Origin of the sequence: Coleofasciculaceae cyanobacterium (assembly GCA_036703275.1) — a bacterium.
Taxonomy (GTDB): Bacteria; Cyanobacteriota; Cyanobacteriia; order Cyanobacteriales; family Xenococcaceae; genus Waterburya.
On record DATNPK010000110.1, the window covers coordinates 1 to 17,345 of the forward strand.

Below are 17,345 nucleotides of genomic sequence, written 5' to 3' on the forward strand. Positions count from 1 at the left end.
CTCCTGCTTTAACCGCCGTTTGAATTAATTCAGGACTGGGCTTAACGGCAGCCTTAATAAAGGCAGGCAATACTAAAACTATAAATAAAGCTAAAAAAGGCAGAGTGATTGAAAGGGTATATTCTGGCAGTACGCCTAAACTGAAAATGCTACCGATAACTACACTAAAAAAAGTGATCGCCACAATCCCCGTAGTTTTATTTCCTCCATAAACTTCTCCCTGTGAAATAGCAGTAATTGCAGCAATGTAAAAGAGCGGAATTAAGGCTAAATACCAACGATCGCCAACTACATCAGGAAACGCGCTGACTCCTAGTAACAAGTTACCCCCGCGACACATTCCCATATTAACCGGACCAAGAATTGTGTGATGTTTACCCCATTTGTCGTACAAAAGGGCAGTTAAGGCTACAGTTATTGCTAAAGCTGCACTTAAGTCAGACACCATCGCAGCAGCGACAATACCCAAAACTAATAATCCAGTCGATAAAGCGATCGCTATTGATAAAGAGGCTCTACCACTAGGGATTGGTCGTTCGGGACGTTCTACTAGATCTAACTGGGCATCGCAGACATCGTTAAAGACAACTCCTCCGCCATAAAGCCCTGTAGTAGATAGAATCAGCCAGCCAAGAGTAGTAAAATTTAGACTGTTTCCCACCGTAACCCCAGCAGCCGCGTAGCCTAAAAGGATATCTGCCCAAGCAGTAGTAATGTTGGCAGGACGCATTAACTGTAAATAAGCCCAGATAGACTGGGACTTAGCTGATTGAATCGTTGTTATGGACATTTTGGACTAAGTAAAAAGTGAAAAGTAATTGGTAAAGGCGAATAGTGAGACAGTTGCGGTTGAACCTGTAGGGCTGACCAGATGCTGTCAAAATCCCCAACTAAGCAATAACCATGGATTTTTCTGGATTTGATTCAACTAGAGGCTGTTGTCCTCTAAGTACCGAATTGCCGCTGTATAGTTCACGTTGATCGATAGGAGTTGAGTTTAGCCAATCGCTTTCTTTAATTTGACCACTTTGACCATAAGCAGTCAGAGCATTTTGATAGCAAACAGCTTTGATCTGGTTTTCAGGAATTCCTCTTAGTGCCATTAATTGAGCCGTTTTAGGTACAGCTAAAGGATCGCTTACTCCCCAATCGGCACTACTATCAACAATAATGCGATCGCAACCATAAGTCCGCACTACTTCTACCATTCTTTCGTTGCCCATTTTAGTGTTGGGATAAATAGTAAATCCAGCCCAAAAGCCTCTGTCTAGTACTTCTTTGGCAGTTTCTTCGTTATTGTGATCGACGATTACTTGAGAAGGATCTAAACCATGTTCTAAACAGACATCCATACTGACAGATGTACCCGCTTTTTTATCCCGATGGGGTGTGTGGATCATTACGGGTAAATTTAATTCTTTAGCTAACTCTAACTGAAGGCGGAAATACTTGTCTTCTGCTGGAGTCATATCGTCATAACCAATTTCACCAATGGCTACCACCCCTTCTTTGCAAGCATACAAAGGCAAGATTTGCATTACCGCTTCTGCTAAAGCTTCGTTGTTGGCTTCTTTGGAATTCAAACCAATCGTGCAGTAGTGTTTAATGCCAAATTGACTAGCGCGGAATCTTTCCCAACCAACCAAAGAACTTAGATAATCTTGATAAGTATCGACGCTAGTGCGGGGTTGTCCTAACCAGAAAGCTGGTTCAATTATCGCTACTATTCCCGCCTTCGCCATGGCTTGATAGTCATCAGTAGTTCTAGCAGTCATGTGGATATGAGGGTCTATCAGCATCATATTATTGTTTTGCATTGGTTTAGTTATTTTTTATAATGAAGGTCTAATCTGAATTAAAAATTGCCCTGAAGCCTAGGTTGTACTTTATCTAGATATATGTTTTTCTTACCTTAAATTAACTAATTACAGATGTAAGTGATCTCAATTTGCACAATGCGTATTAGTTGAAATTTCAGCTCTAAAAGAATAAATTCATTTTCGTGCTCGCGCTCAAAATTAAACTAAATTAAACTAATTAAGGCAATTGAGAGCCTAATTTAAGTTCAGCGACAGCTTCAGATTTAAAAGGCATGACCAACTCCCAAAGTTCAGGACTAACCGTTCTATTTGCTGCCAATCTTTCACAAGCATAGTCAATTAGCATTTGGGATAATTGCTGGTTGTTACGAAATTCTAAACCGTAAATAAGATGTAGAGGACTACCAACAAATAAAGCTTTGAGAACCATCTGATTCCAGGCTAATTCCTCCAAATATTTAGCAGGGTAGGGATTGTTTAAAGTCACCGCATTAAACACTGAAGTCATATTACTACGAATACCTTCAGCAGCACGTAGTTGAAATTTTTCAGGATGGGGCAATAAAGGTAAACTTTGATAAAAAGCGATCGCTTCCCCTACATCTGCTGCTGCTATAATTTTGTCTAGGGTTGCTACATATTTAGCTGCATTTTCTGAGGGAAAAGATAATATTAGTAGTGTTCGACCAAACTGATCTAAAGTCCAGTTAGCGGGATTCCAGCCCCTAACGAGTTTTGCTACTGTCTGCAACTCCTCTAATGATAAATTTAATTTTTCCTGACCAAGATAACGCGGTACAGCACTAAATGAAGTAAATAAAGTTTTTTCTGAAGCACCGTTAGCCAACTCGGCTATTTTTTGATTTAGCCAGGTTTGATTGTCAGCAGAAATCCTATTTTTTAGTAAATTTATTAATAGTGATTTTGTTTTATTTATTTTAATATCCGTCTCAATAAACATAATTTAAACAGCTGTACTATATTGTCCACAAATATAACCTTGTCTCTTTAACAACAGCCACGTAGTTTTACGATCTTTATGCAATCTTTTTGTATAACAACTATTTTTTTACAAAAAGATAAAGTAGATTATTTAGAGCAACATCGTTGTTTGTTTACCGACGCTTTTAATTACTTATCTGCTTAGAGAAGTCTCTAATGCCAAGATAACGATCTGTACGAATTTCTTGTATTGATGAATTTACTCTTTCTCGATCTTCTCCTAAAGTATCAAGAATTTGCCTGCCCATTTCTAAAGCTGCCTCAAATTCTGGCTGAACTACCTCTGTTGCACCCAATTTAGTCAACAGATCGATTTCGCGATCGCTATGGGAACGAGCTACTATATCTATACCAGGGGCAAAATTTTTAGCTTGCTGAAGCAAAATACGAGAACTAGAAGGATCGGGAAGCGCAATCGCGATCGCTTTAGCTTTATTTAAGTATGCTTTTTCCAGAACTAATTCTGCATCAGCATCGCCATAAATATAGGGAATTTTCTCTCGTCGCAAACTTCTAATTGCAGCCTCGCTATTTTCGATGACTAAGACTGGATAGTCATGATTGCGCAATACTCTGACGACGATTCGTCCTACTCTACCGTAACCCGCCACCACAACATGATTACAAAGAGTTGCAGGAACGTCGATACTTTTATTCTGTTGTCGCTGTCTTAAATAGTTGGCAATATATGGCACTGCTGCCAGCCTTTGAGCTATTTCTGGTGAAAATCTCATGCCAATAGGAGTTAATACTAGAGTAATCGCCGTAGTCCCAATTAATAGATCGTATTGATCTTGATTAATAAATCCTAATTGTTCGCCTAAGACAGCCAAAACAAAAGAAAATTCGCCAATTTGATTCAGTCCTAAACTACTAATGATTGAGGTTTTAAAAGAATAGCCAAACTGCCAAATAATTGGCAGAACAATAGCTGCTTTCCCAATCATTACCAAAGCAACTAAACCAATGATTACGCCAAAGTTTTGCCAGAGAGTAGTCGGATTTATGAGCATCCCAATTGAAGCAAAAAACAAGCAGGCAAACGTATCACGTAAGGGAATCATTTTGGCCAAAGCGTGATCGGCATAATCAATTTCGGATATAGTTAATCCTGCGACAAAAGCACCCATTTCTATAGATAAGCCCAATTTAGCAGTAATTAATGCTACGCCTAAACATAGAGCAATAACCGTCAATAAAAATAATTCACTGTTCTCTGTTTTGGCTACGGTGGACATCACATAAGGAACAACCCAATATCCTCCCGCGATCGCGCCAGCAAAAAAGAACACCGCCTTCATTATTGCTACAGTTAAGGCAAAAACTAAATTATCTGGCTGATTTAGTGCTGGTAATACTGCCAACATTAATCCCAAGGCCAAATCTTGAGCAATTAAGATTGCTAACATTACTTGACCATGGACGGTATTAACTTCTCCTCTTTCAGTAAGAGTCTTTAACACAACTGCTGTAGAAGAAAGAGATAAAACTGCACCGATGAAAATACCTTCAACGGGAGTTGCCACCCAACCCCAGAGGATTGTCAAAACTGCAACTAGAGCAATCGTCAAACCAATCTGTAAAATGCTGCCGGCGATCGCAATATTTTTAACTCGTTTAAGTTCAGCCAGAGAAAATTCAACTCCCAAAGCGAAAAGCAAAAAAGCAACGCCAATTTCTGCTAAAGCTTTAATGTCTTCGATTTGAGCGATCTGTGCTAATCCAAAAGGACCAATTACTAAACCACAAACAAGATAGCCCAGTAGAACAGGCTGGCGCAAACGATGAGCGATATAACCACTTAATGCAGATGCTCCCAACACAGTAGTAAGATCGATGATGAAAGTATGGTTTGCTCCTGCCATGTAATTAATTGTTAGTATTTTGGCTTAAAAATAATTGTATCGAGTAAGATAAAAATTTTACTGTAACGGCAATAATTTAAAATACCAAAAAAACAGAGAGGCAAAATTGAAATACCTCTCCATCCAGCTAAATAATTAAAAAAAAATACGATTAAGTAACAAATCCACTATACCGCAGGTTTGAACAACCCTAGTTTTTGCCACAGCTGATTTAACGCAAACATATACTGTTGATCTAATTGGTTGGCAACGCCATCCCAACTAAACTTAGCTTCAACTCTATTTCTAGCGTTTGTTGCCAACTCTTTATGCCACTGTTCATCAGACAAAATAGAGTCGATTGCTTTGGCAAAAGCTATCTCATCTTGAGGAGGCACAAGCAACCCTGTTTTACCATCTGCGACAGAGAATTTTAAACCTCCCACGTTAGCAGCGATTACGGGAGTGCGTGAAGCCATAGCCTCAATTGCTACTAAGCCAAAAGGTTCATAATGGCTGGGAACAACGCAGACATCAGCAGCAGCGTAATAGTAGGCTAAATCTTCGTGTTGAACTCGACCTACAAATTCGGTTATTTTTTCAATATTTAGTTCTTTAACAATACTAGCAATACGATTCTTTTCAATACCATCACTTTCTCCTGGAGTACTGCCTCCCACAATCTTTAATTTGAGGTTTTCGTGGCGTTTGACCTCATCTTTGGCGATCGCTCTAACTAGAGTTTCAATTCCTTTGCGCTCATCAAAACGCCCTGCATACATGACTAGCTTGGTTTCGGGACTTACGCCGATCTTTGCTCTCCCCGCGGCGCGATCGACACTACCAAAACAGTCGATATCTGTCCCGCAAGGAATAACCGTAACGTTACCCTTTTTGGATACTAGCGATCGCATATGTTCTTGTTCTTGAGGGGAAGTTGCAATGATCGTGTCTGCGGTTTCTAAACATTCTTTTTCTACCCGTAAACGTGTTTTGGCAATTAAAGGAATAGTATTAATCGAACGATACTTAACTGCTCCTAATGAGTGGTATGTATGCAAATGTTGAACGGTTTGAAGTTTTTTGATTTCCATTCCAACCCATCCAGAAAGCCAGTAATTGCTATGAATTAGAGGATATATTGTTTTCTGTTGATGCTGATAGTCAAAAAAGGCTTTAACGAACTCTGGCAAGTAATTAAAAATTTTTTGTCTGGCAACAAACCTTTGAGGTCCTGCCGTTAAGCGAATTGTCCGACAATTAGGACTATGTTCTACAATCTTTTCCTGATTAGCGTCACTGCGACGAGTAAACATATCTACTTGCCAACCCTGACGAGCTAAAGCTTCTCCTACCTGTCTAACGTAGACATTCTGCCCTCCTGCTTCTTCTTTGCCAATATCGATAGCAGGGTCTCCATGAACAGAAATTAAAGCAATTTTTCCTCTACTTTTGGGTAACATGATTTTGTTTTTTTTACTTATCAAAGACTAAGATTTATTTGTCTGTGAATATTTTATTCTAATGTTTCTAGTACTGCATCTTTCCTCAGTTATAAATCTCTAGTCGCAATTGCACCGTATAATTTAATACTTTTTTAATATTTATTAACAAATTTGAAAAATAGTTTAAATAAATAAATTTACAGCTTTAAAAAATCGAGATTAATAATAATAATAAAGCAGTACAATGCTGTTTAAAGATTTGTTACCTAAAATAAAGCTATTTTTAAGTCAAAAACAAATACATTGACAGTAAATAAAATCAAATTCATCTGATAATTGCTACTTCATTGTTCCCGTAGATCCAAAACCCTTGTTGTTCCTTGAGGTGCTATCTAATTTGTCTACTACTGTTATTTTAGCCTGAATAATCGAAGCCACTACCATTTGAGCAATTTTCATTCCTGGAACAATTTGAAATGATTTTTTTCCATGATTAATTAAAATAATCCCAATTTCACCACGGTATCCAGCATCAATTGTGCCAGGCGAATTTAAAACAGTAACTGAATGTTTTAATGCCAGTCCACTACGGGGACGTATTTGCGCTTCTATACCAAGAGGAAGAGCGATCGCAATACCAGTATTAATTAGCTGAGTTTCTCCTGGTAGGATCTCTGTCTCTTCAATAGCAAACAAGTCTAATCCTGCATCTTCTGAATGAGCGTAGTCAGGAATAATCGCAGATTGATTTAGTTTTAAAATTTTGATTTCCATAGTTGCGTATATATAGCCGTACAAGATTAGCTTAAGACAATTGAGGTGATTGGCTCGAAGATAGTAGGTAGTAGCTAGTAGGTAGTAGGTAATTATTACTCATTATTTGCGTAGCTTATCCTTTAGGACTTATTACGCTTTGCTGAGATTTACCGAGCGCAATTGTTAACCGAGAAGTATTGAGGCATGGTTGGCAGGCAAATCAATCATCTGTGTTCATATCGTCTTCATCTGTGCGATATGCCCTAAAGGATATGCGGAGCGGTATGCTTTAGCACTAACTACGTGTGACGCGAACTTCTAATCCTTTAGGACGCGAAGCGGTATGCTAAAGCCCTAAAAGATTCTCTTCGGTCTCGGAGCGGTATGAAGTAAGCATTTGCCAATCGCGGATTCACGGATAAACCGCACTCCGCCCTTCGGTCTCGAAGCTTATCCGTGATAGACTAGCTTCGCGTCGTCCTTTAGGACGTAAGGAGCTAATCATGCACGGGTCATATCCTTTAGGGGACTTTTTCGAGAGTAAGATCTCAGACAGATCGCTCCACTACTAAATCTTTTATTACTTTTAATTAATAAAATGAGTTTTTGGCTGAAAAATTATTCTCAAAATATACTGTCAGATATTTACATATATCGAATGAATTCGATCAATATATACAGTAAAGCTGATTTGTTCTTGCACTAAATGTTTAGGCGTTGCTAAATGAAGGGATGATTATATGATTCTTACAACTAAGCAAATTAATTAAAAAGCTAATAGCTAATAGCTGATAGCCGATAGCTGATAGCTACGAACAGATTACTTTGAGCGTGGGAGATGCTCTGAGCTTAAGAGCATATCTAACCACGCTGTTAGGTTTCATACTTCAAATCAGCAACGCCAATGTTTAAAGTGTTTAAATAAAGATTAGCGAAAGGAGACACATGAACGCATCGGAAAGAGCCAAAGGTTTAGATATTGCCACTAAAATCGCCTCTGTCGTTACTTTGTTTAAAACACAATTTCCTGATGCCAAAGCCGATCTTAAACCATGGCAAAACGACCCTGATACCCGTGAGCTAGTCGATCCCGACTCGATTGATATTGGATTTCATTTTCCAGGCTGGAGTAGACGCTACCAAAGTAACAGTATTTTAGTGCAAATTCGTTTTTACAAAGATCCTACCGAAGAGGCGGAAAAATTCATCGGCGTAGAAACCTGTGGTTTTAGTCATGTAGGTCAGGCTTGGAAATTTTCAACCATAGACAGTTGGCAATGTGTTGGTCAATGCCAACCAGCGCAAGACGCAGAAAAGCAATTAAAGCTGTTTTGTCGTCAGGTATTTGAATTATTTGATTAACTAGCTAGTAAAAAGAGTTGGGGTATTACTCATCAGTCTTTCTAAAGCAAGTTGAAGGCGATCGCGACTATTAAAGTTATCTAGTTTCTGAATCAGTTTGCCATCATGAAATAGCATGATTGTTGGTAAATTTCTAAGACAATAATAGTTAGTTAGTTTAAAATTGTCGTCAGCATGGATTGAAACCAATTTAATCGGTTCATTGTTATCTGACTGAAGTGTTTCCAACATAGGGTTAATTAATCGACATAAACCACACCAGGGACTCCAAAAATGTACCAATACTGGGCGGGATGCTTCTAATACCTCTATTTGAAAATTGGCTTCATTGACTGCGGATATCATATAAATATAAACGCCTTTTAATCTACTTTAGATACTTTGAGCTATGCTACATCTAATCGGGATCATCTGAAAAGGCTATATTAAACAATATCGTCAAAACTTCACCAGTATACTCTTGAAGTCATCTGCATTAGCCAAGGATGCGCCCACCAAAACAACATGACAAAAGCAGCTATTCCCAAATAAGCAGGGCGTAAATATTCTTGCCACTTAATTGTTTGACGACCATCAGCGATCGCTAAAAAGGGAATAATTGAGGTGCGTGCCTTAACTTTCTCGAAAGCTTCGCCATATCTTTGACTTAAGCGGCGATCGCCATGCCAGACGGCAAATAAATGATGGGCAATTAATCCGAGTGATGTAACCAAGGTAAAGGTTGTCCCCAGCCAGAGAGTGTGCGCAATACACCAAATCACTTGTCCTACCATTTGTGGATGACGAGTAATGCGAATAATCCCTGTTTCAAATAGATATACTTGAGGTTTTTGCACCGCAGCAATCTCTAATAGGTTAAAGGTTGCTGGATAAAGGAAGATAAAGGAAATAGCTGATAACACCCAGACAGTAGTTTTAACGCCTGGCACTCCTTGCACCTGCCATAATTGCAGCCCATCATAACGGTGATTAAAAAAGTAGATAATTAAAATAGTCGCAAAAGGAATGCTTACTAAAGCAAAGATTACTCGATATAATCTTGCTCCGATCTTAGCTTCTGCCCACGAACGTAATGCAGCCAAACCACTATGAGCAATGGCAAATCCCAACAATAAACTCACCATGATCCAGTGGCTATTGGTTAACCAGCTAACTTCTGTCATCGAGATCTTAAATATAGGTATTATTAATCACTTATGATAATAACAATAATTAAAAATTAATTGCGTACCCCAATCGTGATACTGTGCAAATAAAGAACACGAAAATTATTAAAGATTAAGCACTATTAATAATACGTTTAAATAACACTCTGATAACTAACTTTTTTGATAAAATCGTTACTGGAATTTTATGTCTGATATTCCTTTTACATTGGATCAACTTCGTATACTTAAGGCAATTTCCACAGAAGGAAGCTTTAAGCGGGCTGCGGACAGTCTCTATGTGTCTCAACCCGCCGTCAGCCTACAAGTACAAAATTTGGAAAAGCAGTTAAATGTACCTTTGTTTGACCGTGGTGGACGTAGAGCGCAGTTAACCGAAGCAGGGCATTTATTATTAAGCTATGGTGAGAGAGTAATCTCATTATGTCAAGAAACCTGTCGGGCGATCGAAGATTTGCAGAATCTCCAGGGTGGGACTCTAATTGTCGGCGCATCTCAAACTACAGGAACATATTTAATTCCCCGGATGATTGGTTTGTTCCGCGAAAAGTATTCTGATGTATCGGTACAGCTTCAGGTACACTCAACACGTCGTACTTCTTGGGCGGTAGCCAATGGACAGGTAGATCTAGCAATTATTGGGGGAGAAGTTCCTACAGAATTGCAGGATGTACTTAACATTATTCCTTATGCTGATGATGAACTAGCTTTAATCTTGCCTCCCAATCATACGTTGGCGCAGGAAAGTGTCATCCAAAAAGAAGATTTGTATAAGCTAAAGTTTATTACCTTAGACTCTCAATCTACAATTCGTAAGGTAATTGATAAAGTTTTGAGCCGCTACGAAATTGACCCCAAGCGATTAAAGATTGAAATGGAGCTAAATTCTATTGAGGCAATTAAAAACGCAGTGCAGTCTGGTTTAGGGGCTGCTTTTGTCTCAACCACGGCGATCGAAAAAGAGTTGGAGATGGGAATATTGCATCGCGCCAAAATTAAAGAGGTTGATATAGGAAGAACTTTAGCAGTAATTGTTAATCCAAATCGCTATTGCTCTAAAGCAGCAGAAGCATTTAGTAAGGAAATTTTACCCAAGTTTTCTACCAAAGAAGAATTTAAACACCTTGAGAGTCTGTATAAGAACACCGTAGAGATTAGCTAAAGATTAGGCGATTTGCCCCGAAATTCATTAGTACAATCAGCAAATAACGCTATTTTTCGCCAGAGATCGCTATAGACCCAAGATGTTGTTGTGCGTAGTTAAACAGTTTCAGTCTTCAGACGATAGACGATCTTGATGCTCACCAAATTCGACTGAAGAATTAAAAATGCGATCGCTTTTGACTTTTCAACAATTTGCTTCGCACCGAACTATTAATTAGTCGCCTTAGCTAATAGTCCACTCGCTGCGCCCAAACCGATAAAATTTGGCAACCAGGCAGCCAGCCAAGGAGTAACAACTCCTGAAATGCCTAAAGATTGAGAGATAAACGATAAAAGATAATAGCCAAAAATAAGTCCAATACAAATCCCAAAACTAGTTGCCTTACCAGAGTCTTGGGGTTGAACACCCAAAACCGCACCAATTAGAGCAAATACCAAACAAGCAAATGGAAGCGCAATTTTCTCTTGAATCCGCACCTGCCATTTACGAATTCTTTGTTCGTCTGCGCTATGTCTAATGACGTTAAGATATTTTCGCGCTTCAAAAATGTTCATTTCATTAGTTTTTTTATTTTTCTGGGTAAGGTCTAAAGCAGTTTGCGGGAGTGCTAACTGTTGATGCTGGAAGCGAACTATGTTGTTGTAGCTTCCATTGATTCCCACTAAATAAATAGTTCCGTCGTAAAAATCCCAAATGTTCTCTAAAACATTCCACTGGGCCGATCGCGCTACGACAATTTGGCTAACAGATCTCCGAGAACGATCTAATACTGTCAGGTTTTTCATTTGCTCACCATCAAATTCCTCGGCATAAAACAAGCGGGTTAACACCTCTTTGGTATTACCATCTTCGGTTTCTATATCTTCATACTCAGGAAACAGAATATTTTGGGTTTCAAAATCGGGTCTGGTTGTGCCTAATGCTTCTTTCAAGGTTACTGAAGCCTGATAGCTAGCTGCGGGAGCTACAAAGTTATTAAACCAAAAAGTAATTGCTACAATACACAAGCTAAAGGCGATCGCTGGCATAATTAAACGATACATATTGACCCCAATACTCCGCAGGGCAATTAGTTCACTATCACTAGAAAGGCGACTATAGGCCATTAGTGTCGCCAACAAAATTGACATGGGAAAGGCAAATACAATAAACTCTGGCATTCTCAGTAACAAAACTTTGGCAGCCACACCCCAGAATAATCCTGAATCTGTCACCTGACGGATTAGTTCAAATACGGCACCGATTGATAAGCCCAAAGAAGTAAATATGCCCATACCAAATAAAAACGGCAGGATTAGTTCCCTGATGATGTAGAGATCCATCACGGACAAACCGATACTATTTCGATCTAGTGGTTTTAAGGCGGCAATTTTCATGAGTATAGTTGGGAGGAAAAACTTAGCCGTAGCCTAAGCTCAATTCTGCTATTTTTTAGAGCTTTTTGATTTTAAAGTATTTGTTAGCGAATTTTGATTGCGGCGATCGCATATTTGCTGTAATTCTTGTTGGTGTTCTTCCGCCCAATCTGCTAAAACTTTCAGGGGTTCAATTAACTTAGTACCAAAAGCGGTTAAATTGTACTCCGTCTTGGGAGGGATGACAGGATAAACTTTACGCTTTAATATTTTGTCTGACTCTAGCCTTCTCAACGTTTGAGTCAGCATCTTTTTGGAAATCCCGGGAATTTCTCGCTGTAGTTCGCTATACCGTTTGCTACCTTGTTTCAAAACATATAGGACTGGTAATGTCCATTTATCACCAACAATGTTGATTACTTGACGTGTCGGGCAGTTCTTATTGAGTAAGGGTTCATGTTCATTTTTGGGAACCATAAGGTAACTATTATACTAAAGAGTGCCTACTTGTAAAAAAGAGTCCATCTGCGCCATATTATAAGCCAAGGGCGGAACCTTAATTTATTAATTAATATTGTTATGACGCGTAATAGTCTGCTTACTAATAAAACCATTAGTTTATATTTACTGTTCTTGGTTCTAGCTGGTTGTGGAAAGCAGCCAGAAGCCCAAGCTCCTCCTCCCGCGGTTGCTGTAGAAGTTACAGATTTAAATAGAACCAGTGTCCAATCTAGTTCTGAGTTTGTCGGTAATTTAGAAGCAAAACAAAGAGTTGCTCTTGCCCCCAGAGTTGACGGCAGAGTTTTAGAAATTGCTGTAGAAGAGGGAGACACGGTAAAAAAAGGCGACTTAATTTTAGAACTTCAGCTAAATAGAGAACAGGGAGAAGTAGATGCAGCCCAGTCTGAAGTTAATATTCAACGAGCTAATGTGAGCAACGCCGAAGCAGAATCAAAGGCAGTAGAGGCAGAAGTAGCCAGCGCCCAAGCAACAGTACAACAAAGTCAAGCAGATTTAAGAGAACAAGAAGCAGAATTACAACTAGCCAAAACTAATCTAGAAAGAGTCAAATTTTTGGTGAAGCAGGGAGCGCAATCACAGCAAAATTTAGACAACAGCACCAGAGATTTAAACGCAGCCCAGGCACAAACAGATGCCCTGAAAGCAGCTTTAAATTCTAGTCAAAAAACTCTTAGTGCTAGTCAAGCAAGAGTTAATTCAGCCAGATCGGCGATCGCTGGAGAACAGGCGGCTCTACAACAATCGGAAGCCAGAGTAGGTATTGCTACCGATAACCTAGATTTCAATCGTCTTACTGCTCCTATAGATGGAGTGGTGGGCAATATTCAGCCCAAAATTGGTGATTATCTGGAAATTGGGCAGGAAGTAACCAGCATTATCCAAGATGATGCTTTGGAGCTTAATATTAGCGTACCTTTAGAACAGGCTTCTAATTTAAAAATAGGTTTACCCGTTGAAATTATCGATACTCAGGGAAAAGCACTCTCGAAAGGTAGCATTAGCTTTATTTCTCCCAGAGCAGATCGCAATAGCCAAGCAATTTTAGTCAAAGCAGCGATTAACAATAACGGCAGACTAAGAGACGATAGCTTCGCTAGAGCTAGAATTATTTGGTCAGAACAGCCAGGGGTTTTGATTCCTACCGAAGCCGTATCCCGTATTGCCGGTAAAAGCTTTGTCTTTGTAGCCGAAGAAACCAAACAAAAAAACGGTAAAACTGCTTTAGTTGCCAAACAAAAACCTGTGGAATTAGGTGCGATTCAAGGTCAATCTTATCAAGTTATTTCTGGTTTAAAATCTGGCGATCGCTTAATTACCTCTGGCATTCTTAACCTAGCTGACGATATACCCATCAATCCTAAATCAGAAACCGTGACTAGTCAGGAAATTTAGTAATCAGTTAATAGTCAACTAATAGTCAACATCTAAAAATGTTGTTAGGCAGATCAGTAATTAGCAATTATCAATTCCTAAACTTTAATCCTTGAACCAATTATGATTCTGAGTATCGCCGATACCTTTATTAAAAGACCTGTATTAACGACGGTGTGCGCTGCTATTACAGTGCTGGTTGGGGCGATAAGTATCCCCATGTTGCCTATATCTCAGCTACCACAAATTGCACCGATCCAGGTAGAAGTGACCTCTGCTTATATTGGCGCAGATGCGGAAACTGCGGAAACGAACGTTACTAGCGTCATCGAAAGAGAAATTAATGGGGTGGAGAATATGAGTTATATCTCCTCCAATACTAGTAATGATGGTGTCACCAATATTGCTGTTTCTTTTCCTCCAGAGACAGATCGTGATATTGCTCAGGTTAATGTGCAAAACCGAGTTGCTCTATCTGAACCTCAGTTGCCATCGGCTGTCCAACAAACTGGTGTAACAGTACAAAAATCTTCCCCAGACTTGTTGATGGGGATTGCTTTTTTTGCTGAAAATGGAGAATATGACGACCTGTTTTTGAGTAACTATCTCGATCTTTATTTACTCGATCAGGTTAAAAGAATTGAAGGGGTAGGACAAGCAGTTATTTTTGGTGAGCGAAAATATGCTATGCGTCTCTGGCTCGATCCTGACGCTTTGGCAGCCCGTAATCTCGGTGCAGAGGATGTAGTCGATTCCCTAGAAGAGCAAAATATTCAAGTAGGTGCAGGTAAAATTGGTCAACAGCCTGCTGCTGACGATCAAAGGTTTGAGTTTACTCTCCGTGCTGCTAGTAGATTAGCTAGCGCCGAAGAATTTGAAAATCTGGTAGTTGCTACAGGAGAAAGTGGTAATTTAATTAAACTCAAAGATGTTGGTCGTGCTGAATTAGGAGCAGAAAATTATGATACCTCAGCCAAGTTTAAAGGCAAACCTGCTGTGGGAATGGGGGTGTTTCAGCTACCTGGAAGTAACGCTTTAGAGGTTGGTACGGCAATTAAAACAACGATCGCGGAACTATCTCAGACATTTCCTCCAGGGATGAATTACCAAATTGCTTTAGATGCTACCGAATTCGTACAGGTATCTTTAGAAGAAGTGGTAAAAACTCTGATGCTGGCAGTTTTGCTAGTAGTTTTAATTCTATTTATCTTTTTACAAGACTGGCGAACTACCCTGATACCTGCGATCGCTATTCCCGTGTCTTTGATTGGGGCGTTTGCTTTTCTAAATGTCTTCGGGTTTCAGATTAATACTCTGACTCTGTTTGCGATGGTCTTATCAACAGGGGTAGTAGTAGATGATGCCATTGTGGTTGTAGAAGCGATCGCTACTAAGGTTGAACGGGGAATGAAGCCTCGTCTAGCTGCTATAGACACCATGAACGAATTAACAGGGGCAGTAATTGCGACATCTTTAGTTTTGGCTGCGGTGTTTATCCCTGTGTCTTTCTTTCCAGGCTCAACGGGAGTAATTTTTCAACAATTTTCCTTGACAATTGTTTTTGCGATCGCCCTTTCTACTTTTAACGCCCTCTCTTTTACTCCTGCGATGGCAGGTCTTTTACTACGTCCGACCAACCCAAACAGAAATAGAAATATCTTAGGTAAGTTTTTTAATAAATTCAATCAAGGATTTAGCTGGATTACGGATAAATATACCCAAGCAATTACTTTCTTGACCAAAAAATTTGTTCGTCCTTTTGTTTTAGCTGCCTTTGTTGCGTTGATTTTGTTTACTTACTTTTTGTATAACTTAATTCCGACAGGTTTTATTCCTGAAGAAGACCAAGGTTATTTCTTTACCATTGTCCAAGCACCCGAGGGTGTATCCCTAAACTATACCCAGGACATAATGGAACAAATAGGGGGGAAACTAAGTGAGATAGAAGATATCGAAAGTTATTTTGCCCTGAGTGGTTTTGGTTTTGACGGTAACGGCAGTAATCGTGGTTTTGCTTTTACTAAACTTAAGCCCTGGGAGGAAAGATCGGGCACGGAACAATCAGTGTATTCAATTTTAGGTCGTCTTAACGCTTCTTTTCAAAGTATTACAGGAGCAAGGGCGTTAGCGGTTAATGCTCCCCCTGTAAGGGGTTTAAGTAGCTTTGGTGGCTTTGAATTTCAACTACAGGATCGTCGTGGCTTACCGATCTCAGTGCTGGTAGAGAATGCCAACCAAGTGATTGCTGCTGCTGCCCAAAGACCAGAACTTGCCAACGTTTTTACCCAATTTGCTGCTAATACTCCTCAAATCGAGGTGGCAGTAAATCGCGATCGCGCTAAAGCTTTGGGAATTAATGTTGACGATATTTTTGATACTCTACAATCTTATTTAGGCTCAAGATACGTTAATGATTTTGTCCTCGAACAAAGACAATATCGGGTTTATGTTCAGGCAGACAGCGATTTTCGTGCTAATCCCCAGGATATCAATAAACTCTATGTCAGCTCTGCTAACGGTCAGCTAGTATCATTAGGCACTCTCGTCGAGCTTCAAGAATTTACTGGACCTCAAACCATTACCCATTACAATCTCTTCCGCTCAATTAACATTCAAGGTTCTCCCGCGCCTGGCTTTAGTACAGGACAAGCAATTCAGGTAATGGAAGAGGTAGCAGCGGAAATCTTACCGGCTAGTATGGGTTATGAATGGACTGGTACAGCCTTGGAAGAAAAATCGGCTGGTGGACAGTCAGTGTTGATCTTTGGTCTGGGCTTATTAATGGCATTCCTAGTTTTAGCTGCTCAATACGAAAGCTATGTAGATCCATTGATTATTATTCTCACCGTGCCTTTGGCGGTGTTAGGAGCGATCGCCGCTATTTGGGTACGGGCAAATATTTTTCAAGCTGGCAGTATTTGGCCGATTATCAACAACGATGTTTACGTTCAGGTGGGCTTAGTAATGTTGATTGGATTGGCTAGCAAAAACGCGATTCTGATTGTGGAATATGCTAACCAATTAAAAGAACAGGGACTAAATACTGTTAAGGCAGCAATTAAAGCAGGACAAGAACGTTTTCGTCCTATCTTAATGACTGCCATCTCCAGTTTGATTGGTTTTTATCCCTTGGTTGTCGCTACTGGTGCAGGTGCATCTAGTCGTTGGTCACTGGGAACGGCGGTTTTTGGGGGAATGCTGTTTGCTACAGTTCTTTCTCTATTTCTAGTTCCCTCTCTTTACATCATGATTAAAAGCCTTCAATCCCTAACGAATAAAGGCTCAGGCGGTTCGGGAAACAATGGCAAGACAAACGATTCCCATAATAGTCGTGTGCCAGCCAAAGAAAATTCCGAAGTGAAACTGACAAGCAACTACAAGCTAGATAGTTCAGGTCAAAATCCTTAGATAGCAAGATTGCCAAATACAGACATTAGTAGTTTAAATAGCAAAAGTCCGTACCGATTAACCTATTCAGTAGGGACTTTTAGTTAAGCCATAAAATACAGTTTTAGTACTTTTTTAGTACTTTGCTCG

At 39.6% G+C, this 17,345-nt stretch carries 14 protein-coding genes; 4 read left to right on the forward strand and 10 right to left on the reverse strand.

Annotated elements, in window-relative coordinates; genetic code table 11:
- The 6 genes from eboC to dut all read right to left on the reverse strand — a co-directional run.
- Window positions 1-790, reverse strand: a 790-nt coding sequence (gene eboC, locus V6C71_24530; protein HEY9771622.1) for a UbiA-like protein EboC, incomplete at its 3' end; no start/stop codon positions are given.
- Window positions 791-890: 100 nt separating this feature from the next.
- Window positions 891-1,817 carry a TatD family hydrolase gene (locus V6C71_24535; protein HEY9771623.1) on the reverse strand — a complete coding sequence of 309 codons (927 nt, stop codon included), beginning with the start codon at window positions 1,815-1,817 and terminating at the stop codon, window positions 891-893.
- Between the two features lie 220 nt (window positions 1,818-2,037).
- Window positions 2,038-2,781: an EboA family metabolite traffic protein gene (locus V6C71_24540; protein ID HEY9771624.1), complete on the reverse strand. Its 744-nt coding sequence runs from the start codon at window positions 2,779-2,781 to the stop codon at window positions 2,038-2,040.
- Window positions 2,782-2,947: 166 nt separating this feature from the next.
- Complete coding sequence (locus V6C71_24545; protein HEY9771625.1) at window positions 2,948-4,687, reverse strand: cation:proton antiporter; 1,740 nt, start codon at window positions 4,685-4,687, stop codon at window positions 2,948-2,950.
- Between the two features lie 167 nt (window positions 4,688-4,854).
- Complete coding sequence (locus V6C71_24550) at window positions 4,855-6,129, reverse strand: glycosyltransferase family 1 protein (GenBank protein HEY9771626.1); 1,275 nt, start codon at window positions 6,127-6,129, stop codon at window positions 4,855-4,857.
- A gap of 321 nt (window positions 6,130-6,450) precedes the next feature.
- Window positions 6,451-6,885, reverse strand: a complete 435-nt coding sequence (gene dut, locus V6C71_24555) for a dUTP diphosphatase (GenBank protein HEY9771627.1) — start codon at window positions 6,883-6,885, stop codon at window positions 6,451-6,453.
- Between the two features lie 927 nt (window positions 6,886-7,812).
- Here dut and V6C71_24560 point away from each other — a divergent pair.
- The gene (locus V6C71_24560) at window positions 7,813-8,229 is read left to right on the forward strand and encodes a hypothetical protein (GenBank protein HEY9771628.1); all 417 of its coding nucleotides are present in this window, start codon (window positions 7,813-7,815) and stop codon (window positions 8,227-8,229) included.
- Here V6C71_24560 and V6C71_24565 read toward each other — a convergent pair whose 3' ends face one another.
- Window positions 8,230-8,574 (reverse strand): thioredoxin family protein, encoded by a 345-nt coding sequence (locus V6C71_24565; protein HEY9771629.1) that lies wholly within the window; start codon window positions 8,572-8,574, stop codon window positions 8,230-8,232.
- Window positions 8,575-8,675: 101 nt separating this feature from the next.
- Window positions 8,676-9,392: an NnrU family protein gene (locus V6C71_24570; GenBank protein ID HEY9771630.1), complete on the reverse strand. Its 717-nt coding sequence runs from the start codon at window positions 9,390-9,392 to the stop codon at window positions 8,676-8,678.
- 190 nt (window positions 9,393-9,582) lie between these two features.
- On the opposite strand from V6C71_24570, the gene V6C71_24575 reads away from it, so the two are divergent.
- Window positions 9,583-10,557, forward strand: a complete 975-nt coding sequence (locus V6C71_24575) for a LysR family transcriptional regulator (protein HEY9771631.1) — start codon at window positions 9,583-9,585, stop codon at window positions 10,555-10,557.
- Window positions 10,558-10,769: 212 nt separating this feature from the next.
- On the opposite strand, the gene V6C71_24580 is transcribed toward V6C71_24575, so the two are convergent.
- Entirely contained in the window at window positions 10,770-11,936 is a 1,167-nt protein-coding gene (locus tag V6C71_24580; protein ID HEY9771632.1) for an LptF/LptG family permease, read from the reverse strand.
- 48 nt (window positions 11,937-11,984) lie between these two features.
- Complete coding sequence (locus tag V6C71_24585) at window positions 11,985-12,392, reverse strand: helix-turn-helix domain-containing protein (GenBank protein ID HEY9771633.1); 408 nt, start codon at window positions 12,390-12,392, stop codon at window positions 11,985-11,987.
- Between the two features lie 102 nt (window positions 12,393-12,494).
- On the opposite strand from V6C71_24585, the gene V6C71_24590 reads away from it, so the two are divergent.
- Together V6C71_24590 and V6C71_24595 are read left to right on the forward strand one after the other, a co-directional pair.
- The gene (locus V6C71_24590; GenBank protein ID HEY9771634.1) at window positions 12,495-13,829 is read left to right on the forward strand and encodes an efflux RND transporter periplasmic adaptor subunit; all 1,335 of its coding nucleotides are present in this window, start codon (window positions 12,495-12,497) and stop codon (window positions 13,827-13,829) included.
- 102 nt (window positions 13,830-13,931) lie between these two features.
- Complete coding sequence (locus tag V6C71_24595) at window positions 13,932-17,216, forward strand: efflux RND transporter permease subunit (protein HEY9771635.1); 3,285 nt, start codon at window positions 13,932-13,934, stop codon at window positions 17,214-17,216.
- The last annotated feature ends 129 nt before the right edge of the window (window positions 17,217-17,345 follow it).